The 24,656-nt window shown below is 70.8% G+C and carries 21 protein-coding genes; 3 read left to right on the top strand and 18 right to left on the bottom strand.

Annotation, left to right across the window (positions count from 1 at the left end; genetic code table 11):
• Positions 1-6 precede the first annotated feature (6 nt).
• The 3 genes from QTI20_RS28910 to QTI20_RS28900 all read right to left on the bottom strand — a co-directional run bounded on the left by QTI20_RS28910 (position 7) and on the right by QTI20_RS28900 (position 2,565).
• A complete protein-coding gene (locus QTI20_RS28910; RefSeq protein ID WP_286555834.1) occupies positions 7-1,122 on the bottom strand; it encodes an NADH:flavin oxidoreductase/NADH oxidase in 1,116 nt (371 codons plus the stop codon).
• A complete protein-coding gene (locus tag QTI20_RS28905; protein ID WP_286555835.1) occupies positions 1,119-2,015 on the bottom strand; it encodes an acyl-CoA thioesterase in 897 nt (298 codons plus the stop codon). The genes QTI20_RS28910 and QTI20_RS28905 overlap by 4 nt, the downstream gene beginning before the upstream one ends.
• A 73-nt stretch (positions 2,016-2,088) precedes the next feature.
• Positions 2,089-2,565, bottom strand: coding sequence for a hypothetical protein (locus QTI20_RS28900; RefSeq protein ID WP_286555837.1), 477 nt, complete (start codon positions 2,563-2,565; stop codon positions 2,089-2,091).
• Positions 2,566-2,654: 89 nt separating this feature from the next.
• Here QTI20_RS28900 and QTI20_RS28895 point away from each other — a divergent pair, with 89 nt between their 5' ends.
• Positions 2,655-3,767: a PQQ-dependent sugar dehydrogenase gene (locus QTI20_RS28895; protein ID WP_286555839.1), complete on the top strand. Its 1,113-nt coding sequence runs from the start codon at positions 2,655-2,657 to the stop codon at positions 3,765-3,767.
• On the opposite strand, the gene QTI20_RS28890 is transcribed toward QTI20_RS28895, so the two are convergent.
• From QTI20_RS28890 to gtdA, 7 genes are all read right to left on the bottom strand, one after another.
• Positions 3,764-5,299, bottom strand: a complete 1,536-nt coding sequence (locus tag QTI20_RS28890) for a cryptochrome/photolyase family protein (RefSeq protein WP_286555841.1) — start codon at positions 5,297-5,299, stop codon at positions 3,764-3,766. The two genes, QTI20_RS28895 and QTI20_RS28890, sit on opposite strands and share 4 nt — an antisense overlap.
• Positions 5,300-5,336: 37 nt before the next feature.
• Entirely contained in the window at positions 5,337-6,683 is a 1,347-nt protein-coding gene (locus QTI20_RS28885; protein WP_286555843.1) for an FAD-dependent oxidoreductase, read from the bottom strand.
• Complete coding sequence (locus QTI20_RS28880) at positions 6,680-7,648, bottom strand: Bug family tripartite tricarboxylate transporter substrate binding protein (protein WP_183024208.1); 969 nt, start codon at positions 7,646-7,648, stop codon at positions 6,680-6,682. The genes QTI20_RS28885 and QTI20_RS28880 overlap by 4 nt, the downstream gene beginning before the upstream one ends.
• A 31-nt stretch (positions 7,649-7,679) precedes the next feature.
• On the bottom strand, positions 7,680-8,672 hold the full coding sequence (locus tag QTI20_RS28875; protein ID WP_503011452.1) for a Bug family tripartite tricarboxylate transporter substrate binding protein: 993 nt from the start codon (positions 8,670-8,672) through the stop codon (positions 7,680-7,682).
• Between the two features lie 73 nt (positions 8,673-8,745).
• Complete coding sequence (locus QTI20_RS28870; RefSeq protein ID WP_286555845.1) at positions 8,746-10,011, bottom strand: 3-hydroxybenzoate 6-monooxygenase; 1,266 nt, start codon at positions 10,009-10,011, stop codon at positions 8,746-8,748.
• 14 nt (positions 10,012-10,025) lie between these two features.
• The gene (locus QTI20_RS28865; RefSeq protein WP_286555846.1) at positions 10,026-10,730 is read right to left on the bottom strand and encodes a fumarylacetoacetate hydrolase family protein; all 705 of its coding nucleotides are present in this window, start codon (positions 10,728-10,730) and stop codon (positions 10,026-10,028) included.
• Positions 10,731-10,789: 59 nt separating this feature from the next.
• A complete protein-coding gene (gtdA, locus tag QTI20_RS28860; RefSeq protein WP_286555848.1) occupies positions 10,790-11,842 on the bottom strand; it encodes a gentisate 1,2-dioxygenase in 1,053 nt (350 codons plus the stop codon).
• A gap of 140 nt (positions 11,843-11,982) precedes the next feature.
• Here gtdA and QTI20_RS28855 point away from each other — a divergent pair, with 140 nt between their 5' ends.
• Entirely contained in the window at positions 11,983-12,879 is an 897-nt protein-coding gene (locus QTI20_RS28855) for a LysR family transcriptional regulator (protein ID WP_286555849.1), read from the top strand.
• Positions 12,880-12,885: 6 nt separating this feature from the next.
• Here QTI20_RS28855 and QTI20_RS28850 read toward each other — a convergent pair whose 3' ends face one another.
• Positions 12,886-14,562 carry an ATP-dependent DNA ligase gene (locus QTI20_RS28850; protein WP_286555850.1) on the bottom strand — a complete coding sequence of 559 codons (1,677 nt, stop codon included), beginning with the start codon at positions 14,560-14,562 and terminating at the stop codon, positions 12,886-12,888.
• On the bottom strand, positions 14,559-15,686 hold the full coding sequence (locus tag QTI20_RS28845; RefSeq protein ID WP_286555851.1) for a ligase-associated DNA damage response exonuclease: 1,128 nt from the start codon (positions 15,684-15,686) through the stop codon (positions 14,559-14,561). Before QTI20_RS28845 ends, QTI20_RS28850 begins: the two co-directional genes overlap by 4 nt.
• Before the next feature lie 215 nt (positions 15,687-15,901).
• On the opposite strand from QTI20_RS28845, the gene QTI20_RS28840 reads away from it, so the two are divergent.
• Complete coding sequence (locus QTI20_RS28840) at positions 15,902-17,893, top strand: sensor domain-containing diguanylate cyclase (protein ID WP_286555852.1); 1,992 nt, start codon at positions 15,902-15,904, stop codon at positions 17,891-17,893.
• Between the two features lie 9 nt (positions 17,894-17,902).
• On the opposite strand, the gene QTI20_RS28835 is transcribed toward QTI20_RS28840, so the two are convergent.
• From QTI20_RS28835 to QTI20_RS28810, 6 genes are all read right to left on the bottom strand, one after another.
• A complete protein-coding gene (locus QTI20_RS28835; protein WP_286555854.1) occupies positions 17,903-19,069 on the bottom strand; it encodes a Gfo/Idh/MocA family protein in 1,167 nt (388 codons plus the stop codon).
• 144 nt (positions 19,070-19,213) lie between these two features.
• Positions 19,214-20,116, bottom strand: coding sequence for a substrate-binding domain-containing protein (locus QTI20_RS28830; protein WP_286555920.1), 903 nt, complete (start codon positions 20,114-20,116; stop codon positions 19,214-19,216).
• Between the two features lie 118 nt (positions 20,117-20,234).
• Entirely contained in the window at positions 20,235-21,266 is a 1,032-nt protein-coding gene (locus tag QTI20_RS28825; protein ID WP_503011453.1) for an ABC transporter permease, read from the bottom strand.
• A complete protein-coding gene (locus QTI20_RS28820; RefSeq protein WP_286555857.1) occupies positions 21,223-22,836 on the bottom strand; it encodes a sugar ABC transporter ATP-binding protein in 1,614 nt (537 codons plus the stop codon). Before QTI20_RS28820 ends, QTI20_RS28825 begins: the two co-directional genes overlap by 44 nt.
• Complete coding sequence (locus QTI20_RS28815) at positions 22,833-24,002, bottom strand: ROK family protein (protein WP_286555921.1); 1,170 nt, start codon at positions 24,000-24,002, stop codon at positions 22,833-22,835. Before QTI20_RS28815 ends, QTI20_RS28820 begins: the two co-directional genes overlap by 4 nt.
• A 206-nt stretch (positions 24,003-24,208) precedes the next feature.
• Positions 24,209-24,628, bottom strand: coding sequence for a F0F1 ATP synthase subunit epsilon (locus tag QTI20_RS28810; RefSeq protein WP_183024196.1), 420 nt, complete (start codon positions 24,626-24,628; stop codon positions 24,209-24,211).
• Positions 24,629-24,656 lie beyond the last annotated feature (28 nt).

The following is a 24,656-nucleotide window of genomic DNA, read 5'->3' as shown; positions in this document are numbered from 1 at the left end:
AAGAACTCAGCGCGCGCCGATGCGGGCCTCGCCGAACAGCGCCTTCTGGTCGCGCGGCTGCGAGCGCCAGTACTGCGGCGGCGCCTCGACCTGCGCGCCCAGCTCGGCCGCGGCACGCCAGGGCCAGTGCGGCTCGAACAAGGCGGCGCGCGCGATGGCCACCGCATCGGCCTGGCCGGCGGCGATCACGGCCTCGGCCTGCTTCGCTTCGGTGATCAGGCCGACCGCGAAGACCGGCACGTCGAGCGCGGCCTTCAGGCGTTCGGCCAGCGGCACCTGGTAGCCCGGCGACAGCGGGATCTTCTGCTGCGGCGACACACCGCCCGAGGAGGCATGCACGAAGCTGCAGCCGTGCGCAGCCAGGGCCTTGGCGAAGGCAATGCTCGAGTCGATGTCCCAGCCGCCCTCGACCCAGTCGGTGGCCGAGATGCGCACGCCCACCGGCATGCCGGCCGGCACCGCGGCGCGCACCGCCTCGAAGACCTCGAGCGGGAAGCGCATGCGGTTCTCGAGCGAGCCGCCGTAGCGGTCGCTGCGCTGGTTGGCGATAGGCGACAGGAACTGGTGCAGCAGGTAGCCGTGCGCGCCATGCAGTTCGATGGCGTCGATGCCCAGCGCATGCGCGCGTTGCGCGGCCTGCACGAAGGCGGCCTTCACGCGGGCCAGGCCGGCATCGTCGAGCGCCACGGGCGCGGGTTCGCCGGCCGCATGCGGCAACGCGGAGGACGACACCGTCTGCCAGGCGCCCTCGCCGGGCGCCAGGCACTGGCCGCCGTCCCACGGCACATGGCTCGAGGCCTTGCGGCCCGCGTGCGCGAGCTGGATCGCGATCGGCATGCGCGAGTGCTGGCGCACCGCCTTCAGCACGCGCGCGATCGCGGCCTGGTTGTCGTCGTCGTAGAGGCCCACGTCGGCGGGCGTGATGCGGCCGATGGCCTCGACCGCCGTGGCCTCGATGATCAGCAGGCCCGCGCCCGACAGCGCCAGCTGGCCCAGGTGGATCAGGTGCCAGTCGGTCATGTTGCCGGCGCCGTCGGCCGAGTACTGGCACATCGGCGCGATCACGATGCGGTTGGGCAGCGTGAGGGCGTCGAGCTGCAGGGGCGAGAAGAGCTGGCTCATGGTTTTCCTTGGGATTCCGTTTGGCGCACGCGCATCATTCCTTCCTGCGCGGCCGAGGCCACCAGCACGCCGTCGCGCGTGAACACGCTGCCGCGCGAGAGGCCGCGCGCACCGCTGGCGCTGGGCGAATCGAGCACGTACAGCAGCCAGTCGTCGAAGCGGAAGTCGCGGTGGAACCACATCGCATGGTCCAGGCTGGCCATGCGCACGTTGCCCTGCAGGTAGGTCAGGCCGTGCGGGATCAGCGCGGCGCCGAGGAGGCCGTGGTCGGAGGCATAGGCCAGCAGCGCGCGGTGCATCAGCGGATCGTCGGGCAGCGGCGCCACGGCGCGCATCCAGATCGCGCGCGTGCCTTCGCGCGGCACCGGCGCGATCAGGTCGTCGGGCTCGACGGTGCGGAACTCGATGCCGTGCGGCATCAGGCCCTTGATGCGCGCGCGCTCGGGCAGCCGGTCGCCCAGCGCGATGCGGCGCTGCAGGTCGTCGGCGACCTGTTCGGGCGCGGCGGTCGGCGGCATGGCGAACTGGTGCTCCACGCCCGCATCGACGGTCTGGAACGAGGCCGACATCTCGAAGATGATCCGCTCCTGCTGGCGCGCCACCACATGGCGGGTGGTGAAGCTGCGGCCGTCGCGCACCCGGTCGACCGTGTACTCGATGGGCGCATGCTCGCCGGGCAGCAGGAAGTAGGCGTGCATCGAATGCACCGGCCGATCGGCGTCGACGGTGCGGCTGGCCGCCATCAGCGCCTGGCCCAGCACCTGGCCGCCGAAGACCGCCGGCGTGCCGATGTCCTCGCTCTGCGCCCGGAAGCGGTCGTCGCCCAGCGGCTCGAGTTGCATGAGGGCGACGAGTTCGTCGACGAGGCGGGTGGGGGTGGCGGGAGCGGTCATCGTGAAGGCAGCGGAGGCGAAAGAGAGTCACGCACCATAGCAAAGCGCGGGGCGAAGCGCTGTCACAGGGAAATCACCCGCCCGAGGGCCGCACCCGCGTCCCCCACCCAAAGAGCGCCCCACCCAGCACGCTGCCCGCCACCATGGCCGACAGCCCGCCGAGACCGCGCGTGGCGTCGATCAGCACCGGCATGGGCGCGGCGGCGTCGATCGCGCGGATGGCGAGCGGCAGCGCCACGCCGGCGGCCAGCGCGAACAGCGCGGCGCGCCAGGCCGGGTGCCGACGCGCGAGCCAGGCGGCCACCGCGAACGCGGGCAGCCAGGCGGCGAGCACGATGGCCGCATAGACGGGCCCGAAGCCCCGCAGGTCCTGCACCGAGGTCCGCAGTCGCAGGGCCAGCGGCATCTCGACGCCGAGCGCGGCCAGCGCGTTCAGGTTGAACTGGGTCTGCACCAGCGAGCCCCAGGCGATGGCGAACAGGGCCGCGCCGACAAAGGCCATCAGGCGGGTGCGCCATGGGTGCGGGAACGAAGGGTCTTCAGGGTTCATCGGCAGGCAGGCTGTTCGATACTGGGCACATGACACAAGGCCCCCATCATGGCGCACGGCGCATGCACGTCCGATCTCCAGGGGCACGGATGGCCTGGCTGCTGTGGGCCGGCCTGCTGACCGCGCCCGCGCCATCGCAGGCCGCGGCACCCGGCGTGCCCTACCGCATCGAGACCGTGGCCGACGGCCTGGTGCATCCCTGGGCCCTGGCGGCGCTGCCCGATGGCCGGCTGCTGGTGACCGAGCGGCCCGGCCGCCTGCGCATCCTCGACCCGGCGCCCGAGGGGCGCCATGTGCTGCGCGCCGAAGCGGTCGCGGGCCTGCCGCCGGTGTACGCGAGCGGCCAGGCCGGGCTGTTCGACGTGCTGGTCGACCCCGGCTTCGCGCAGAACGGATGGCTCTACCTCTCGTTCGCGCACGGCACGGCCTCGGCCAACCACCTGCGCGTGGTGCGTGCCCGGCTCGACGGCGCGCAACTGCGCGAGGTGACGCCGATCCTCACGACGCGCCCGGCCAAGGCACACGGCCAGCACTTCGGCGGCCGGATGGCGCTGCTGGACGACGGCACGCTGGTGGTCGGCATGGGCGACGGCAACCTCGAACGCACCGACGCGCAACGCCTGCACACGCACCTGGGCAAGATCCTGCGCATCGGCCGCGACGGCAGCGTGCCGGCCGACAACCCCTTCGTCGGACACGCCGGTGCGCTGCCCGAGATCTACAGCCTCGGTCACCGCAATCCGCAGGGCATGGTGAGCCTGCCGGGCCGGAACCTGCTGTACGCGCACGAACATGGCTCGAAGGGCGGCGACGAACTCAACCGCATCGCGCGTGGCGCCAACTACGGCTGGCCGATCACCACCGGCGGCATCGACTACACCGGCGCGCGCATCACGCCCTACCGCAGCTATCCGGGCATCACGCCGCCGCTGGCGGAATGGACGCCCTCCATCGCGCCCGCGGGCATGGCCCACTACGACGGCACGCTGTTCCCCGCCTGGCGCGGCAGCCTCTTCGTGGCCGCGTTGAAGGAGAAAAGCGTGCGCCGCGTGCCGATGGAAGACGGCCGGCCCGGCGCGCAGGAGACTCTCTTCACCGAACTGGGCGAGCGCCTGCGCGACGTGCGCGCGGGCCCCGACGGCGCGCTGTACCTGCTGACCGACAGCCAGAGCGGGCGCGTGCTGCGGGTGCTGCCGCGCTAGAGCAGGTCCGGCCGCGCGCGCATGTCGGTGGCGGTCTGCCGGATCGCTTCCAGCTCGGCGGCATCGATGCGCCGGAGGTTGCGCGCCATCATCACCGTGCGCGGATTGTTCTCGAGCAGGCGTTCGTGGCGCGCCACGAAATCCCAGTACATCACGGTCACCGGGCAGGCGCCCTCGCCGCTGCGCGTGCCGGGCGCGTAGCGGCAGCCGTCGCAGTAGTTGCTCATGCGCCGGATGTAGGCACCGCCCGCGGCATAGGGCTTGGTCACGAAGCGCGCGCCATCGGCGAACAGCGACATGCCCACGGTGTTCGGCAGCTCGACCCACTCCACCGCATCGACGTACACCGACAGGTACCACGCATGCACCTGCGCCGGTGCCACGCCGAAGGTCAGCGCGAAGTTGCCGGTGACCATCAGACGCTGGATGTGGTGCGCATAGCCGGTGCGCAGGGTCTGGCCGATGGCCTGCCGCATGCAGTTCATCTGCACCTGGCCCGACCAGTACCAGGCGGGCAGGTCTTCGTGGTGATGCAGCGCGTTGGCCTCGGCCAGCGCGGGCATGCGCCACCAGTACACGCCGCGCATGAACTCGCGCCAGCCCAGGATCTGGCGCACGAAGCCCTCGACCGCCTCGATCGCCACCGCGCCGGCCCGCCACTGCGCCACGGCCGCCTCGATGACTTCGCGCGGGTCCAGCAGCTTCAGGTTGAGCGACGAGGACAACAGGCTGTGATAGAGGAAAGGCTCGTCCGTCCACATCGCGTCCTGCACCCGGCCGAAGTCCTGCAGCCGCCAGGTCATGAAGTCGGCCAGCGCGACCAGGGCCTGGGCGCGCGTCACCGGCCAGTCGAAGGCCTCGGCACTGCCGTAGTGCTCGCCGAAGTGCGTCTCCACGTCGGCCAGCACCTCGCGCGTGATCGCGTCGGGCGCGAAGGACGGCGGCGGTGGCAGCAGGCCCGGCCCGGCGCGGCCGAAGGCGCCGCGGTTGTCGGCGTCGAAGTTCCACTGCCCGCCTTCGGGCCCGCCTTGCGCGTCCAGCAGCACCCGGTACCGGGTCCGCATCTGCCGGTAGAAGGCCTCCATCACCAGCCGCGGCTTGCCCCGCGCATGGTCGGCGAAGTCGGCGCGCGAGGCCATGAAGTGCAGGTCGTCGCGCCGCAGGAGCCGCACGCCCGCCGCCTGGCACACGCGCGCGATCGCCTGTTCCAGCCGCCATTCCCCGGCCTCGACCATCACGAGCGCCTCGGGGCGTTCGCGCGCCAGCGTCCGGGCCAGCGCGGCCTCGATCGAGGCGAACGCATGCGCGCCCAGCCGCAGGTAGTCGACAGGCAGGCCGCGGGCCGCGAGCGCCTCGGCGAAGTGGCGCATCGCCGACAGGAACAGCGCCGTGCGCATCTTGGTGCTCGGCACATGTTCGGACTCTTCGGGCACCTCGGCCATCCAGACGCGGTCGCGCGTGGCGTCGAAGCCTTCGAAGGCCACGCTCGAGAGACTCAGCTGGTCGCCCAGGACCACCACCAGGTTGCGCATCGGTGGATTGTCCGCGCGGGGCGACCCGCGCGTGTGCCTATCGGTCCAGGTCCGCGCCGTCGGCGATCAGCGTCTTCTGCAGTGCCGCCACGTCGACCTGTGCGAAGCGGCCCGCGCCCAGCGACGCGGCCGCCGTGCCTGCCGCCTGGCCCATCACGAAACAGCCGCCGCTGGCGCGCGCGGCCGACTGGCCCTCGTGCGTCATGGCGGCACAGCGGCCGGCCACCAGCAGGTTGTCGATCGCCCTGGGCACCAGCATGCGCCACGGCAGGTGGTTGAAGGTGTTGGCCTCGTCGCGCGGGAAGGCCCATTCGATGCGGCCATCGGCATGCATCTCCATCGGCCAGCCGTTGAGGCCGATCACGTCGTCGAACTTCGCGGACGACAGGATGTCCTCGCCGCTCAAGGCGTACTCGCCCTCGATGCGGCGCGTCTCGCGCAGGCCCACCTGGGGCGCGATCTCGACGATGGCCGACTGCTCGAAGCCCGGCACCTCGGCGCGCAGAAATCGGAAGTACTCGGCGATCTGGCGCCGGCCCTCGAGCTCGCCGTCGCTGAGTTCGCGCGCGTCGACGCCGTTCATCGCCTTGCCCTGGGCATTGCGGATCTGCGTGACGTTGGCGCGCCATTCGCGCGGGTCGATGTTGGGCCGCAGGATCGCGCCGTCGCGCGGGAAGCGGTAGGCCTCGGGGCTGCGTTCGCGCACCGCGTTCATCAGGTCGTTGATGGCCTTGAACTCGCCCACCGCGGCCAGCGCGCGCGGCGCATCGACCTGGCCGACGCGGAACATGGTGGTCGGGAACAGGCCGCTGCCGTGGCCGTCGCCGACCTCGAAGGGCACGCCCGCGAAGGCCGCCACGTCGGCATCGCCGCTGCCGTCGACGAAGGCGTTGGCGCGGATCGCCTGCCGGCCCGACTTGGTCTCGACCACCAGCGCGGCGATGCGCCGGCCGTCCAGCAGCACCGCGGCTGCGTAGGCATGGAACAGCAGTTCGACGCCCGCCTCGACCACCATCTGGTCGGCCGCGCACTTGTAGGCCGAGGTGTCGTAGGAGCGCACGCGGATGCGGCCCTGCATGCCGTCCTGCGGCTTGTTGAGGCCGCCCAGCGCGTCGATGCGCGCCAGCAGGTCGTCGGCCACGCCGTGCACCAGCTGCGTCATCTCGCCGCGGCGCTTGCCGTAGAGGCCGGCGAAGTTGGTCACGCCGCCGGCCGTGCCCATGCCGCCCAGGAAGCCGTAGCGCTCGACCAGCAAGGTGCGCGCGCCATGGCGCGCCGCGCTCACCGCCGCCGCCAGGCCGGCCGGGCCGCCGCCCACCACGACCACGTCGTATTCGCCGTAGACCGGCAGGCTGCGCGCCGGTTCGTTCAGGGTCTGGGTCATTGCAGCTTGATGCCTCGCGTTTGGATGATGCGCGACATGATCTTGGCCTCTTCGTCCACGCGCACGCGCATGCCTTCGGGCGAGGTGCCCACGGCCTGCCAGCCTTGCTCGAACAGCTTCTGGCGAACGTCGGGCGACTTCATGACGATGGCCAGTTCCTTCGAGATGCGCTCCTGCGCCGCCTTCGACAGGTTGGCCGGGCCCAGCAGCGCGGTCCAGACCTCGAGGTTGAAGTCCTTCACGCCGGCATCGGCCAGCGGCGCGAGTTCGGGCACCAGCGTGCTGCGGCCGCTGGTGATGCCGATGGCCTGCAGCTTGCCCGCGCGGATCTGCGGCATGGCCACGCCCGGCGGGATCAGCGCCATCTGCACCTGGCCGCCCAGCATGGCCGTCACGACCTGCGGGTTGCCCTGGTAGGGCACGTGCACCGGGTTGAAGCCGGGCACGCGGCTCTTGAGCAGCTCCATGCCCAGGTGCGCCACCGAGCCGGTGCCGACCGAGCCGTAGTTCCAGCTGTCGCCGGCCTTGCGCGCGGCCTCGAAGAAGGCGGCGCCCGCGGGCAGGTTGTTGGGCGCGACCACCACCAGCGGCGCGGTCGCGATCAGCGACAGGTAGGTGAAGTCCTTGCCCGGGTCGTAGGGCAGCTTGGGGTACAGCATCTTCGACGAGGTGAGGTTGCCGTTGATGACGATGCCCAGCGTGTGGTCGTCGGTGGCCTTGGCCACCTGATCGGCCGCGATGTTGCCGGAGGCGCCGGGCTTGTTGTCGACCACCACCGGCTGGCCCAGCGCGCGCGACAGCGGCTCGGCGATGGTGCGGGCCGCGATGTCCGGCGTCGAGCCGCCGGGGAAGCCGACGATCAGCCGGATCGGCCGGTTGGGCCAGGCCCCCTCCGCGGCGGCGGCGAAAGGCAGGGCGGCGGCCGAGGCGGCGGCCAGCGCGAGGACGAGGAGGGAACGACGCATGTTTTCTCTTTCGGAAGCAGGGAGGAAGACGTTACTCGAGGCTGATGTTGCCGATGCGGACCAGCTCGCCGTAGACCTTGGACTTGGCTTCGGCATTGCGCTGGATTTCCTCCGGCGACCAGGCCAGGGGCTCGAAGGCGAAGGTGTCGAAGCGGGCACGGATCTCGGGGTCGGCGATGACCTTGGCGACATCGGCGTTGATTTTCGCCTTGACCGCGGCCGGCACGCCCTTGGGCGCGAGCAGCGAGACGAAGGAATTGACCTCCAGCGAGGGCGGGCCGCCCGCCTCGGCCATGGTCGGCACGTCGGGCATCTGCGGAATGCGCTTGGGCGCGGCGATCGCCAGGTAGCGCAGCTTGCCGGCCTTGTAGATGCCCTGGCTCGACGGGATGCTCGCGAAGCTCCACGGCACGTCGCCCGCCCCCACGTTGGCGAACAGCTGCGAGACCTCGCGGTAGGGCACGTGCTGCATGCGCGTGCCGGCCAGCGCGTCGAGCTGCTGGCCACCGAGATGGCCCGGGCTGCCCACGCCCCAGGAGCCGTAGCTGACCTGGCCCGGATGCGCCTTGGCATCGGCGATCAGGTCGCTCATGTTCTTCCACTTGGAATCCGTGCCCACGGCCACGAAGAAGGGCGTGCGGAACAGCGAGGCCACCGGGTCGAAATGCTGCAGCGTGACGAAGTTGCGCGACTTGTAGAGGTGCGGCAGCGCGGCGATGTGCTCGCTGTCGAGCTGCAGCAGCGTGTAGCCGTCGGGTGCGGCGCGCTTCGCCTGGTCGATCGCGATGAAGCCGCCGCCGCCGGGCTTGTTGTCGACCACCACGCGCTGGCCCCAGAGCCGCGAGAGCTTGTCGGACACCAGCCGCAGCACCGCGTCGGGGCCGCTGCCCGCCGCGAAGGGCGTGACCAGCGTGACGGGCTTGTTCGGGAAGTCGGCGGCGGCGGTCTGCGCATGGGCGCCGGCATGGAGCACCAGCAGCAGGGCGGCGGCGGCCGGGGCGAACAGACGGGGCATCGAAGGCATGGGGAAGTCTCCTGGTGGATGGATCTGCGATGGAAGGTTTTCTTCTCTTGGCGCGACACCGATCATCGCGCCTTCAGGCGTCGGCCGGATGTCGCTGGCGTTCGGGCCGCAGTGCCGCATCGGCCTCGTCCAGGCACCGCTCGGGCCGCCAGTCGTAGAGCCACTCGACCGCATCGTAGAAGCGCTCGGGCGTGCGACCCACCCAGAGGCCGTTGCGCACCAGGCGTTCGACACCCTTGGCATGGTAGAGCCGGCCCATCTCGCGCACCGACAGCACCACGCGCGCGGTGCGCCCCACCCGGGCCGAGGCATAGAGCCGGAAGGCCGCGGGCAGGTCGTCCACGCCGTCGGCCGCACGGCAGGCCTGCACCGCGGCACCCAGCGTCACCGCGTCCTCCAGCGCCATGCAGGCGCCCTGCGCCAGGTACTGCATCATGGGATGCGCCGCGTCGCCCAGCAGCGTGGCGTGGCCCGCGCTCCAGTGGGCGATGGGTTCGCGGTCGGCCGTGCTCCAGCGGCGCCAGGAGGTGGGCCGGTCGAGCAATTGGCGCGGGCGCGCATGCACGCCGTCGAAGTACGACAGCACCTCGGCCTTGCTGCCGTCGCTCACACCCCAGACTTCCGGCTCGCGGCTGTGGAAGGTCACGACCAGGTTGTACTGCTCGCCGTGGCGCAGCGGATAGTGCACCAGGTGGCAGTCGGGGCCGGCCCAGACCACCGGCGCGTTCCAGCGCAGGTCGGCCGGCATGTCCTCGGCCGGCACCACCGCGCGGTACACCACATGGCCCGACACGCGCGGCGCATCGCCGACCAGTCGTTCGCGCACCACCGACTTCACGCCGTCGCAGCCGACCACCGCATCGGCCGTGAAGACCCGGCCGTCGCGCGTGACGGCCCGCACCTGCGCGCCGCCGAGTTCCAGCACCTCGACCTGCGCGCCCGTGTGCACGCGCACCAGCGGCTGCCGCTGCACCGCCGCATGCAGCGCGCCGTGCAGGTCGGCGCGGTGGCTCACCGCATAAGGGTTGCCGAAGCGCGCGCGGAAGGCCTCGCCCACCGGCACCGAGGCGACCTCGCGGCAATCGACCGCGTCCATCATCACCAGCCGGTCGGTGAAGACCGATCCCGCGCGCACCGCCTCGCCCACGCCCAGCGCGTCGAGCGCGGCGAAGGCGTTGGGGCCCAGCTGCAGGCCGGCGCCGATCTCGCCGATGGCATGGCTCTGCTCCAGCAGTTCGACCGCGAGGCCCTGCCGCGCCAGCGCCAGGGCGGCCGCCATGCCGCCGATGCCGCCGCCGATCAGCAGCACGCGGGGCGCGGCTTGGGTTGTGGGGTTCATCGCAAGGCTCCGGCTCAGTCGATGCGCACCGACAGCGAGAGCAGCCCGTCGATGCGCACGGTCAGGGTCTGGCCCGGCTGCACCGCGCCCACACCCTCGGGCGTGCCGGTGAAGATCAGGTCGCCGGGCTGCAGCGTGAACAGCGAGGACAGGTTGGCGATGACCTCGTCGATCGACCAGATCAGGTGCGCGATGGTGGCCTGCTGGCGCACCGTGCCGTCGACCTCGAGCACGATGCCCGCGCGCTGCACATCGGGCGCCGCGTCACGGCGCACGATGGGCGCGATGGGCGCGGAGAAATCGAAGGCCTTGCCCACTTCCCAGGGCCGGCCCTTTTCGCGCGCGGCGATCTGCAGGTCGCGGCGCGTCATGTCCAGGCCCACCGCATAGCCGAACACATGCGAGGCCGCATCGGCCAGCGCGATGTCGCGCCCGCCCTTGCCGATGGCCACCACCAGCTCGGCCTCGTAGTGGTAGTTCTTCGTCAGCGGCGGGTAGGGCAGCGTGGCGGTCGAGCCCTCGGCCACCGGCACCACCGAGGCGTCGTCGTTGGGCTTGCAGAAGAAGAAGGGCGGCTCGCGCTCGGGGTCGAAGCCCATCTCGCGTGCATGGGCCGCGTAGTTGCGGCCCACGCAGTAGACGCGGCGCACGGGGAAACGATCGTCGCTGCCGGCGATGGGCAGGCCGACGATCGCGGGTGGGGTGAAGGCAAAGGACATGGGGGCTCCTGCCGCACGCGGCGGCGCATGAAAGATGAAAGGACCGAGACCTGAAGCGCTCAGTCTTCGAGGAAGGCTTCCCGCAGCACGCCCATGGCCTGCTGGACCGGGCGGTCGGAAAAACTGAACAGCACCACCTCGTCGGCGGCCGCGAGCTTCAGCGGCGCCCACGAGGGCACGACGAAGGTGTCGCGCGGGCCGAAGTCGAAACGCTGGCCCGCGATCTCGGCCGTGCCGCGGCCTTCGACCACGCTGTAGACCGCGCCGTCGGTGGCGCGATGCGCCTGGCCCGCGAAGCCGCGCGGCAGCAGCTGCAGGTGGGTCGCGATGGTCGGCATCGGCGCGCCGCCGGTCAGCGGGTTGATGTAGCGCAGCTTGTGGCCCAGCCAGGCGTCGGGTGCCTCCTGCTTCTGCAGCTGCGCCAGGGCTTCGCGGCTGCGGGCGTAGGGGTAGTTGAAGATCGGCGAGGTGGCCGAGCTGTGGTCGTGCCGCACCGGCACCATGTTGTGGCCGAAGCGCGCCAGGCTGTGGCCCTCGGGCCGTGCCACGTGCTGCACCTTGGCGTCGTCGTTCTCGGCGAAGCCGGCGTCGAAGAAACGCACCATCGGGATGTCGAGGCCGTCGAGCCACACCACCGGTTCGCTCACACCCTCGATGCCCTCGTTGCCATGGTCGTGCCAGGCCCACGAGGGCGTGATGATGAAGTCGCCCGGGTGCATGGTCGTGCGTTCGCCACCCACCGTGGTGTAGGCCCCCTTGCCATCGACGATGAAGCGCAGCGCCGACTGCACGTGGCGGTGCGAGGGCGCCACCTCGCCCGGCATGATCAGCTGCAGGCCCGCGTAGAGCGACTGCGTGATCGACGAGCGCCCGGGAATGGCCGGGTTCTCCAGCACCAGCACGCGGCGCACGGCTTCTTCGGCGGTGATGAGATCGGCCGATGCCATCAGCAGCGGCCGGATCGCGTCGTAGCGCCAGAGCGCGGGCACGCAAGGCGTCTGCGGCTCGCGCGGCACCAGCGCATGCAGCGACTCCCACAGCGGCGTGAGGTGCAGCGGCTGGATGCGCTCGTAGTAGGCGCGGCGTTCGTCGGCAGTCGAGGCGTCGTTCATGGGCTTGTCTCTTGGGTCGGCCCGGCTGCGGTGCCGGGTCCGCCATTGTTCGCCGCCCCCACTATGGCTTCAAGCCCTGCAGAAGATACCCGGTATTTCGTTTTTCGATAATGCAGGCTTCGCCTTCAGGAGCCGCCCGCATGTCCAAACTCGATCTCGACTGGCTCGCCGTGTTCGACGCGGTCTACAAGACCGGCAGCGTGTCGAAGGCGGCCGAGCAGCTGGGGCTGGCGCAGGCGGCCGCCAGCACCATGCTCAACAAGCTGCGCGAGCACTTCGACGACCGGCTGTTCACCCGCACCGCGCGCGGCATGCAGCCGACACCGCACGCCCAGCGCATCCACCCGCACCTGCGCGAGGCGCTGGCCCAGCTGGAAGCCGCGCGCGGCAGCCGCAGCGCCTTCGACGCGGCCCAGGCCCGGCGGAACTTCCGGATCTGCATGACCGACATCAGCGAGGTGGTGCTGCTGCCCGGCCTGCTCGACCACCTGCGGCGCGTGGCGCCCGGCGTGCACCTGGAGACCGAGATCATCTCCACGGCCAGCGGCCGCCGGCTCGAGGACGGCGAGGTCGACCTGGCGGTGGGCTTCATGCCGCAGCTGGATGCGGGCTTCTACCAGCAGACGCTGTTCATGCAGAACTTCGTGGCGCTGGTGGCGCGGAACCACCCGCGCGTCGGCGCGCGGCTCACGAAGAAGCGCTTCGAGGCCGAGGCCCATGCGGTGATCTCGTCCTCCGGCACCGGCCATGCGATCGTCGACACCACGCTGGCGCGCCTGGGCGTGCAGCGCAACGTGGTGGCGCGGCTGTCGAGCTTCCTGAGCGTGGCGCGCATCGTGGCCCACACCGAACTGGTGGTGATCGTGCCGCGCGTGCTGGGCGAGGTGCTGGCCACGCAGGAGCCGGTGCGATTGATGGAGCTGCCCTTCGCCCTGCCCGCCTACGCCGTCAAGCAGCACTGGCACGAGCGCTTCCACGCGGACGCGGGTAACGCCTGGCTGCGGCGCACGGTGGCGCAGCTGTTCGGGGGTGGCTAGCAGGCTTCAGCGCTGCGCGGGCAGCAGCGCCTCGAGCGTCTCCAGCGTGTCGGCCTCCTCCACCGGCTTGTCCTCGCGCCAGCGCAGCATGCGCGGAAAGCGCACCGCGATGCCGCTCTTGTGGCGCGGGCTGCGCGCGATGCCTTCGAAGCCCAGTTCGAACACCAGCGTGGGTTTGACGCTGCGCACCGGGCCGAAGCTTTCGATGGTGGTCTTGCGGATCACCGCGTCGACGCGGCCCATCTCGACATCGGTGAGGCCCGAGTAGGCTTTGGCGAAGGGCACCAGCTTGCGCTCGGGCGCATCGGGCGGGCCGTCCCAGACCGCGAAGGTGTAGTCGCTGTAGAGGCTGGCGCGGCGGCCGTGGCCGCGCTGCGCGTAGATCAGCACCGCATCGACGCTCAGCGGATCGATCTTCCACTTCCACCAGGTGCCCACGTCCTTGGTGCGGCCCACGCCGTAGTGCGCATGGCGCTGCTTGAGCATCATCCCTTCGACGCCCATCGCGCGCGCGGCCTCGCGCTGGCGCGCCAGGTCGGCCCAATCGGCGCCTTCGAGCAACGGGCTCGCGATGAGCTGCGGATGGCGCAGCTGCGCGATCAACGCATCGAGCAGTGCGCGGCGTGCCTGCTGCGGCTGCGCACGCATGTCCTGGCCTTCCCATTCGAGCAGGTCGTAGCCCAGCAGCACCACCGGGATCTCGCGCAGCAGCTTGGGGCCCAGCGTCTTGCGGCCGATGCGGCGCTGCAGTTCGGCGAAGGGCTGCACGCGGCCTTCGCCCTCCGGCGAAGTCTCGTCCTTGCGCCACACCACGATCTCGCCATCGAGCACCGTGCCGTCGGGCAGCGCCTCGCCCATCAGCGCCAGCTCGGGAAAGCGGTCGGTCACGAGTTCTTCGCCGCGCGACCACAGCGACACCACGCCCGCGCGCTTGACCAGCTGCGCGCGGATGCCATCCCACTTCCACTCGACGATCCAGTCCGTGGGTGGGCCCAGCACCGCATCGAACTGTTCCAGCGGCAGGTTGAAGGGGTGCGCGAGGAAGAAGGGATAGGGCTGGCCGCTGGTCTTCTGGTTGAGCTCGCTGCCGTTCTCGGGCGCGATCAGGCCCGCATAGTCGGCCGCGCTCGGCTGGCCGCCGATGTGGGTGTAGCCCATGAGCCGCTGCGCGACGCGCTTGGGGTCGAGCGCGCCCACCGCCGCCAGCGCCTGCGTGACCTGCAGCCGCGACACGCCCACGCGGAAGCTGCCGGTGATGAGCTTGAAGTACACCAGCCGCTCCTCGACCGCGAGCTGCGGCCACTGCGCGCGCAGCGCGGCCACGAGCTTCTCGGGCGGCAGCTTGCGCAGTGGCAGCAGGCGCTGCGTGATCCAGGCCGCGAGGCCGAGTTCGTGCGTCTCGGTGGGCGGCGGCAGCAGCAGCGCGATGGTCTCGGCCAGGTCGCCCACCGCTTCGTAGCTTTCGTCGAACAGCCACTCGGGCAGGCCCGCGGCCTCCTGCGCGAGAAGCCGCAGCAGCTTGGTCGGCACCAGCTGGCGCGGCTTGCCGCCGGCCAGGAAGTAAACGGCCCAGGCGCTGTCCTCGGGCGCGGCCGTGTGCAGGTAGCGCTGCAGCGCGGCCTGCTTGGCCAGGCTCGAGGTGGTGGCGTCGAGCTCGCGGTACAGCGCGGCAAAGGCCTTCACGGTGTTCCTCCTTCCCCCTCTGGGCGAAGGCCGGGAGGGGGGCTTTCGGCGCCCTCCTCGCGCACCACCGTCGAAGCAGCCGGCACCTCCTCGCCATCCTCCTCCCCGTACGCCGTCTGGAAGCCCTGCGCCTCCAGCCCGTTCTCCGTGAGCCAGCGCACCAGCACCGCCACGCTGCCATGGGTGACGAACACGCGCTCGGCGCCGGTGCCGGCGATCGCACGCTGCAACCCGGGCCAGTCGGCGTGGTCGCTCATCACGAAGCCGCGGTCCACCCCGCGGCGGCGGCGCGTGCCGCGCAGCTGCATCCAGCCGCTGGCGAAGGCATCGACGTAGTTGCCGAAGCGCCGCATCCAGGGCGTGCCCTGGGCCGAGGGCGGCGCCAGCACCAGCGCACGCTTGAGCAGTGGCGCGTCGACACCGGGGTCGCTCACGCGCAGCGTGGGCGGCAAGGCCACGCCGGCCGCGCGGTACACCGCATTCAGCGGTTCGACCGCGCCATGCACCACGATCGGCCCGATGCCCGCATCGACGCCGTGCAGGATGCGCTGCGCCTTGCCGAAGGCATAGCAGAACAGCACCGAGGCGCGGCCCTCGTCGGCATTGCGGCGCCACCAGTCGTTGATTTCCGCGCACAGCACCGCCTGCGTGGGCCAGCGGTAGATCGGCAGGCCGAAGGTGGACTCGGTGATGAAGGTGTCGCAGGGCACGGGCTCGAAGGGCGTGCAGGTGCCGTCGGGCTCGGTCTTGTAGTCGCCCGAGGCCACCCAGACGCGGCCGCCGTGTTCGAGCCGCACCTGGGCCGAGCCCAGCACATGGCCGGCCGGGTGCAGCGAGATGCGCACGCCGTGGTGTTCGATGGCCTGGCCGTAGGGCAGCGTCTGCAGCGCGATGTCGGCGCCGAGCCGGGTGCGCAGCGTGCCCTCACTGTCGGTGTGGGCGAGGTAGTGGCCGTGGCCGACGCGCGCGTGGTCCGAATGCGCATGCGTGATCACGGCCCGGTCCACGGGCCGCCAGGGGTCGATGTAGAAATCGCCGGGCGGGCAATAGAGGCCCTCGGGCCGCGCGACCACCAGGTCGTCGGTGCGCGGTGCGGCGGCGGCGGCGGAAGACGGCGAGCTCATGGGCTGTGATCCTAGGCGGCCCCCGCCATGGCGCGGCGCACGCTGTGCCGCGAAGTGCTGTGGGCAGGTGCCTACGCGCATCCGGCCCGGCCCGGATCACCCGATCCGCCGATGACCGGCCACAATGGCCGACGTCGCCTGCCGAAGCCGGGCGGTGGTCCTCCCTCCAACGAATCCTCGTCCTTGCCATGCCACACACTGCGACGAACACCCGAATGAGGAGCCTGCGCCGTGCGATGGGATCGCTCAAGGCGCGCATCACCGTCGGCGGCATCGCGGCCCTGGTGCTGGGCATCGGATTGACCGCGGTGCTGCTGATCAGCCGTGCCGAGCAGGACACGCTGCGGGCCGAGCACCAGCGCGAAGTCAGCGAGGCCGCGCGCACCGCGGCCCTGCTGTCGCGCCGCGTGGTCGGTCTGCAGCGCGCGCTGCAGGCGGTGGCTTTCCGGCTCGATGCCGCCACGCTGGCCGACGACGCGGGCATCGCCCGCTTCTTCGAAGGCCAGCCGGTGCTGCGCAACCTCTACAGCAATCTCTTCGCGGCCACGGCCGCGGGCGAGGTCCGGATCTTCGTGGACGAGACCGGCAGCAGCCGCCCGCGCATCGACCTGAACGACCGCGACTACTTCCGCCGCACCCTGAGCGAAGGCCGCTCCCTGGTGTCGGAGCCGCTGCCCAGCAAGGTCAGCGGCGAGCCGGTGATCGTGCTGACGCAACCGGCGCGCAACGCCGACGGCATCTACGCGGTGCTCGGCGGCTCCCTGCGCCTGAGCGGCCGCGACCTGCTCGACGGCCTGGTCGACGCGCAAGGCAACGAGGCCTCGGCGATCGTGGTGGTGACCGATGGGCAGGGCCGCGTGCTGGCCCACCCCGACCGCCGCCGGATCATGACGCTGCTGTCGGACGATGCGCGGCTGAACCAGGCCTTCGCCGCCTGGGTGGCCCATGGTTCGCCCGTCGAACCCCAGGGGCTGGTGCTGCCGCAACCGGGCGAGGTGGTCAGCGCCGCGGGCGTGCCCGGACCCGACTGGATGATCTGGCGCACCCGCGCCGAAGCCGAGCTGCTCGCGCCCCTGCGCGACGCGCGCAGGAACGCACTGATCGGCGCGGCGGCGCTGGTCGTGCTGCTGTCGGGCGCCATGCTGCTCTTTCTCTGGCGGCTGCTGCGGCCGCTGACGCTGCTCGAGCACCGCGCCCAGCATCTGTTCGACGGCCTGCTGCAGCCGCACGCCGGCTGGCCGGTGGCCTCGGGCGAGATCGGCAGCCTGAGCCGGGTGCTGCGCCGCGTGGGCATGGAGCGGGTCACGCTGGAGCAGCAGAACGCCGAGGTGCTGGGCCGGCTGGGCTCGGTCATGGGCGCGGCGCCGATGGGCATCGCCTTCGTGCACGGCGCGAAATTCGAACTGGTCAACGCGGAGTTCTGCCGGCTGATGGCCGGCACCCAGGAGGCGCATCTCGTGCGCCCGGTGCGTGCGCTGTTCGGCTCCGACGAGGACTTCGCGGCCTTCAGCGCGCACGAGCAGGCCGCCTTCCGCGCCGGCCTCGCGTACGCGGGCGAATGGCAACTGCTGCGCTGCGACGGCACGCGCTTCTGGGCCGCCCTGCGCAGCAAGCCGGTCGACGACGTGGACCGCGCGCAGGGCACCATCTGGACGCTCAACGACATCGAGGCCCAGAAGGCCGCGCGCGAACAGCTCGAATGGTCGGCCACGCACGACCCGCTCACCGGCCTGGCCAACCGCAAGGCCTTCGCGCTGCAGGCGCAGCGCCTGGTCGATGCCCTGCCGCGCTCGCTGCCGGCCGCGCTGGTGTTCATCGACCTCGACCGCTTCAAGCCCGTCAACGACACCGCGGGCCACCTGGCCGGCGACCTGATGCTGTTGACCGTGGCCACCGCCATCGCCTCCTGCGTGCGCGCGGGCGACCTCGCGGTGCGCATGGGCGGCGACGAGTTCGCGCTGCTGCTGGAGCGCTGCCCGCATGCGACGGCGATGCGCATCGCCGACGACGTGCGGCGCGCCATCAACGCGGTCGCCCTGCCCTGGGAGCAGGGCATGCTCCGGGTCGGCGCAAGTGCCGGCGTGGCCAGCCTGCAGGAGGACACGGCATCGGTCGATGCGTGGATCGAGGCCGCCGATGCGGCCTGCTATGCGGCCAAGGCCGCGGGCCGCGACACGGTGCGCGCGGCGCCGGGCGAGACGGCCTGAGTCAGTGCGTCACCAGGCGGTCCATTTGGCCGCGCTGGCCGCCGAGGCCACCGTGCGTTCGATGAAACGCACGCCGCGCGCGCCGTCTTCCACGCGCGGATAGTCTGCCGCGAGCGGATCGGCCGCCACGCCCTCGAGGCGCGCGCGGATGTCCGCAACCACGCCCGCATAGACATTCGCGAAGGCCTCGATGAAGCCTTCGGGGTGGCCGCTGGGCAGCCGGCTCGCGCGCTGCGCCGCCGCATGCAGCCAGGGCGAACCGCGCGTGAGGATGCGCTTGGGGCCGTCGACCGGGTGGTGCACCAGTTCGCTGGGCTGCTCCTGCCGCCAATCGAGCGTGCCCAGCGTGCCCGACACGCGCAGGCGCAGGTCGTTCTCCAGCCCGGTGTTGATCTGCGAGGCCACCAGCACGCCGCGCGCGCCGTTCGAGAAGCGCAGCAGCAGGTTGGCGTCGTCGTCGAGCGCGCGGCCCGGCACCAGCGCGCCCAGGTCGGCGCACAGCTGCGCGATCTCCAGGCCGGTGACGGTGGCGACCAGGTTCTCGGCATGCGAGCCGATGTCGCCGATGGCGCCCGCCGCCCCGCTCTTCGCGGGGTCGGTGCGCCAGCCGGCCTGCTTGTTGCCACCGGCCTCGAGCGCCGTCGCGAGCCAGCCCTGGCTGTACTCGACGATCACCTTGCGGATCTCGCCGATCTCGCCGGCGCGCACCATGGCGCGCGCCTGGCGCACCATCGGATAGCCGCTGTAGTTGTAGGTCACGCCGAACACCGTGCCCTGGCGCGCGACCGCGCGCACCAATGCATCGGCCTCGGCCTGGGTGTGCACCAAAGGCTTGTCGCACACGACATGGAAGCCGGCTTCCACGAAGGCCTGCGCCACCGGGAAGTGCACATGGTTGGGCGTCACGATGACGACGAAATCGATGCGCTCGTGCGCGGGCCGCCGCAGCTCGTCGGCCAGCAGCGCCTGCCAGTCGCCATGGTTGCGCGCCTCGGCCAGGAACAGGTCGCGGCCCGAAGCGCGCGCCTTCTCGGCGTTGGACGACAGCGCGCCGGCCACCAGCTCGCACTGGCCGTCGAGCGCGATGGCGTGGCGGTGCACCGCGCCGATGAAGGCATCGCGGCCGCCGCCGACCATGGCGTAGCGCAGCTTGCGCGAGGAATTGGGAGTACTCATCGATCCATCAGGGTTCAGTGGCCCCGCCCTTCTCTGTCTCCTTCGTGGAACACCGCGGAACCGGCTTTGCCGGGCCGCTGGTGTTGCCCCCGGCAGGGGGTGGGAGGAGCGACACGAAGTGCGCGGAGCCTGGGGGCGAGCTTTTTAGAACGGCGAGTCGGGGTGGTAGAAGTCTTTCGCGTTGTCCTTGGTGATCAGCACCGAAGGAATGATCGTCGTGGCCGGCAGCTTCTCGCCCTTCAGGCGCGCTTCGGCCGTGAGCTTGATCGCGTCGTAGATGAACTTGGGCGAGTAGCTCACGTCGGCGCCGATGCGCTTGTCCTTGCCGTCGAGGATGGTCTTGACCATGGCCTTGGCGCCCGCGCCGCCGAACACGATCTTGATGTCCTCGCGCTTGGCCTGCTCGATGGCTTTCAGCACGCCCACGGCCATGTCGTCGTCGGCGGCCCAGATGGCGTCGATGTTCTTGAAGCGCGTCAGGTAGTCCTGCGTGACCTTGAAGGCATCGTCGCGGTTCCAGTTGGCGTACTTGGCGTCGAGCAGCTTGACGTCGGGGTTGGCCTTGAGCACCGCGTTGAAGGCGTCCATGCGCTCGTTGTCCAGCGTGGTCGCGATGCCGCGCAGCGCCACCACGTTGCCCTTGCCGCCCAGCTGCTTGACGATGTACTCGGCCGGGATGCGGCCGAAGGCGGTGTTGTCGCCGGCCACGTAGGCGTCCTGCGCGCTGGTGTCGGTCAGGCCGCGGTCGACCACGGTCACGTAGGCGCCCTTGGCCTTCACCTGGGCCACCGGCTTGGTCAGCGCGGCCGATTCGAAGGGGAAGATCACCAGCGCGTTGATCTTGGTCACGGTCGTGAAGTCCTGCAGCTGGTTGGCCTGTTCGGGCGCGCCGCTGGCGGTCTTGATCGTGATCTTCAGGTCCTTGTGTTCCTTCTCCAGGTCCTTCTTCGCCTGGTTGGCCCAGTAGTTGATGCCGCCCATGAAGCTGTGCGTGGCGGCCGGGATCGACACGCCGAGGTTGACCTTCTCCGCGGCCATGGCGGGCATCAGCGCCAGTGCGGCGGCCGCCGCGATGGCGCCGAGGGCGATGCGTTTCGTGTGTTGGAAGCTCATGCTTTTGTCTCCTGTGATGAAAACGGATGGAACGGACGGGAAATGGAGCCGGTCAACGCCGGCCGCGCTGCAGGAAGGCGACGATGATGATCACGAAGCCCTGCACCGCGGCGTTGAGGTACACGCTGATGATGCTGGTGAGGTTCAGGATGTTGCTGATGACCGAGAGCAGGATCGCGCCGATCACGGTGCCGGTGATGCTGCCCGCGCCGCCCTTGAGCGCGGTGCCGCCGACGATCACTGCGGCGATGGCCTCCAGCTCCCACAGCAGACCGGTGGTCGGCGAGGCCGAGCCCAGGCGCGGCACGTAGAGCAGCGTGGCGATGCCCACGCACACGCCCAGCAGCACGTAGGTCAGGATCTTCACGCGGTCGACATCGACGGCCGCATAGCGCGCCACCTGTTCGTTCGAGCCGATGGCCTGCACGTAGCGGCCGTAGGCCGTGCGGTTGAGGATCACGCCGCCGATCACCGCCACGATGAAGAAGACCCAGACCGGCACCGGGATGCCCGCGAGGCTCGCGTAGTAGACCGGCGCGTAGAGGTCCGACAGCTCGTTGTCCAGCGTGAGCGCGCCGCCGTCGGCGAAGTAGGTCAGGTAGGCGCGGAAGATGCCCAGCGTGCCCAGCGTGACGATGAAGGGCTCGATGCGGCCCTTGGTGATCAGGAGGCCGTGCGCGAGCCCGAACATCGCGCCCAGCACCACCGCCAGCCCGGCACCCAGCATCACCGCCATCAATGGCGAACCCGTGGCCGGCCCGGCCCAGTTGATGAACATGATCACGCTGCCCGCGATCAATGCGGCCATCGAGCCCACCGACAGGTCGATGCCGCCCGAGATGATCACGAAGCACATGCCGACCGCGATGATGCCGATGAAGGCGGTGCGCGTGAGCACGTTCATCGCGTTGTCGACGGTGGCGAAGTCGCCGTTGAGCAAGGTGCCCGCGATGCACAGCAGCACCAGGCCGATGATCGGACCGAGCCCGTGCAGGCGCGCGGCCCAGCCGGGTTTGGATTCGGCGCGGTGCGCGGCGACCTCAGGCGTGGGCGTGTTGTTCATTGGCGGCTGTTCCGGTGGCATGGGCGATGAGCTCTTCTTCGGTGAGATGTTCGGCATCGAGCGTGGTCACGAGCCGGCCCGCGCGCATCACCGCGACGCGGTGGCACAGGCCGATCAGCTCCATGAGCTCGGACGAGACGACGATCACGGCCAGCCCCTCGCGGGCCAGTCGCTGGATCAGGAAATAGATGTCGCGCTTGGCGCCCACGTCGACGCCGCGCGTCGGCTCGTCGAGCACCACCACCTTGGGTCGCGGCTGCAGCACCTTGGCCAGCGCCAGCTTCTGCTGGTTGCCGCCCGACAGCGACGACGCGCGCGCATCGAGGTCGCCGGTGCGGATGCCGTAGTCCTTCACCGCCTCGGCCAGCGCGGCGCGCTCGGCCTCGGGCTTGAGCCAGGGCTGCGCATAGCGTTCCAGCGCCATCAGCGTGAGGTTCTGGCGCAGGCCGAAGTGCACGTGCAGGCCCTTGCCCTTGCGGTCTTCGCTCAGGTAGGTGAAACCGTGCCGCGCCGCGTCGCGCGGGTTGCGCAGCACCACCGGCCGGCCCAGCATCTCGACCGTGCCGCTGCCCGGGCGCAGGCCCATCAGGCCTTCGAACAGTTCGGTGCGGCCCGCGCCGACCAGGCCGGCGAAGCCGAGGATCTCGCCGGGGCGCACCTCGAAGCTCGCGTCCTGCGCCCAGCCCGGCACGCTGAAGTGGCGCACCTGCATCGCGGGCGCGACCTCGCGCACCACGGCATCGCGCGGCGGGTAGAGGTCGGCCAGCTCGCGGCCCACCATCAGGTTGGCCATCTGGTGGCGTGTGACCTCGGACGTCAGCGAGCGCGTGACGAAGCGGCCGTCGCGCATCACGATCACGTCGTCGGTCACCTGCTCCACCTCGTCGAGCTTGTGCGAGATGTAGACGATGGTCACGCCGTCGGCGCGCAGCTGCGCGATCAGCTTGAACAGCCGCTCGGTCTCGCCGGGCGTGAGCGTGGCGGTGGGCTCGTCCATGATCAGCAGCCGCGCGCGGCGCGCGATGGCCTTGGCGATCTCGACCAGCTGCTTCTCGGCCACGATCAGCCGGCGCACCTTGGTGCGCGGATCGACCTGCAGGCCGACAGCGGCGAGCGCGGCGGCGGCGTCGCGCTCCATCGACGCGTCGTCGAGCAGCCAGCCTTTCAAGGAAGCGCCGGGCCGCCCCAAGCTTCCTTGCTCCCCTCGGGGGACGGCCGCCTTGAAAAAGCGGCCAAGGGGCGACATTTTCTTTTCATGGCCGAGGAAGATGTTTTGCGCGACGCTCAGGTCTTCGGCGAGATTGAACTCCTGGTGGATCAGCACGATGCCCAGCGCCTCGGCATCGCGCGAGCTCGCGAACTGCTGCGGCTGGCCGTTGATGCGCAGCACGCCACCCGTGGGCTGCTCGTAGCCCGCGAGGATCTTCATCAGCGTCGACTTGCCCGCGCCGTTCTCGCCCAGCAGGCCGTAGACCCGGCCCGGCTCGAGCGCGAAGCTCACGCCATGCAGCACCTGCACCGGGCCGAAGGCCTTGACGATCTGGTCGAAGGCGACGGCCACGCCGGCCTTGCCCGTGCTTTCAACGCTCATGGTGCGATCCCCCTGACCTTCAGTGTTTCCTGCATCGCGAGCGCGCCCGCGCCGATCAGCCCGGCCTGCGGGCCCAGCGGCGTGTACTGGATCTCCAGGTGCCGCGTCGACAGCGCCAGCGAGCGCTGGTAGACGCTCTGGCGCACGGCCGCGAGGAACAGCGGGCCGATGTGCGTGATGCCGCCGCCGATGAACACATGTGACGGGTTGAAGAAATTGACCACCGACGCGAGCATCTGGCCCAGCAGGTTGCCCGCGCGCTGGATGATGCCGTTGGCCGCGGCGTCGCCGGCCCGGCCCGCATGGCCCACGTCGACGGCGTCGAGCCGGCCCTGGGCGCGCAGGCGCTCGGCCAGCAGCTCGCTCTCGCCGGCCTCGGCGGCCTGAACCGCCATGCGCGTGATCGCCGGGCCCGCGGCCATCACCTCGACGCAGCCCAGGTTGCCGCAATGGCAGCGCGGGCCTTCCTGGTCGACGCAGATGTGGCCCACGTCGCCGGCCGAGCCGGCCGCGCCGCGGTAGACCTCGCCGTGGACCACGATGCCGCAGCCGATGCCGGTGCCGACCTTGATCACGAGGAAGTTCTGCAGCGAGCGCTTGAGGCGCCAGAGCTCGCCCAGCGCCATCAGGTTGACGTCGTTGTCGACGAAGACCGGCGCCGTGTAGTCCTCGCGCAGCGCGTCGCGGATCGAGAAGCCGTCCCAGGCCGGCATCAGCGGCGGGTTCACCAACTGGCCGATCTGGAAGTTGACCGGCCCGGGCACGCCGATGCCGATGCCCAGCACCTGCTTCGCACCGTGGCCGCTGCGCGCCAGCAGTTCGCGCATCAGCACGCGCACACGGGCCAGCACCACGCCCGGGCCCTGGCGCACGTCGGCCGCCTCGGTGTGCTGCGCCAGCGGCTGCAGGTCCGGGCCCAGCACCGCGATGTCGAGGCTGGTGGCGCCGATGTCGATGCCGATCAGCACGCCGAGCGCGCCGTTGAGTTGGAGGTTTTCAGCGCGGCGGCCGCCCGAGGAGCGCTGCAGGCCGGCCTCGGCCAGGAGCCCCTGCTCGACCAGGCCGGCGATCAGGCCGTTGGCCTTGCTCTTGGAAAAGCCCAGCCGTTCGGCCACGCCATGGCGCGAGCCGCCGGAGGACCAGAAGGTCGTCTCCAGCACCTGCATCTCATCGGCCGTGAGCCCGCTCCAGCGTTCCAAGTCTTTGTCTCCGTCTTGTCGCTTCCGGCATCGGTGGCCAGAAGATGGCGAATACTAGTGGGGCGGCTTCAGCCGGACAAGGTCCAACTTAGGACATATTCAGGTCGAAGATGGACAGGCAAAGAAAAAGCCGCCCGAAGGCGGCTTTGGCGCGGGGCGACCCGGAGGGCGCCTTACTTCTTCTGGCGGTACTTGCGCAGCGCAGCGATCTGCGCGGCCATCACGGCCAGTTCCGACTGCGCCATCGCGATGTCGATGTCGCTCTTGGCGTTCTTCAGCGCTTCCTCGGCGGCGGCCTTGGCGGCGTTGGCCTTCTCGTCGTCGAGGTCCTTGCCGCGGATCGCGGTGTCGGACAGCACGGTGACGCTGTTCGGTTGCACTTCCAGGATGCCGCCGGCCACGAAGACGAATTCCTCGTTGCCATCGGCCGTCTCGATGCGCACGGCGCCCGGACGGATGCGCGTGATCAGGGGCGTGTGGCGCGGGTAGATGCCGAGTTCGCCGGCTTCACCGGGCAGCGCGACGAAGCGTGCTTCGCCCGAGAAGATCGACTCTTCCGCGCTGACCACGTCGACGTGAATGGTGTTGGCCATCTGATTTCCTTAGGTTGAAGAAGTGGAG

The organism is Variovorax sp. J2P1-31, assembly GCF_030317215.1.
GTDB lineage: Bacteria > Pseudomonadota > Gammaproteobacteria > Burkholderiales > Burkholderiaceae_C > Variovorax.
The sequence above is the reverse complement of the archived record's forward strand: the minus strand, read 5'-3'. Positions and strand labels throughout refer to the sequence as shown.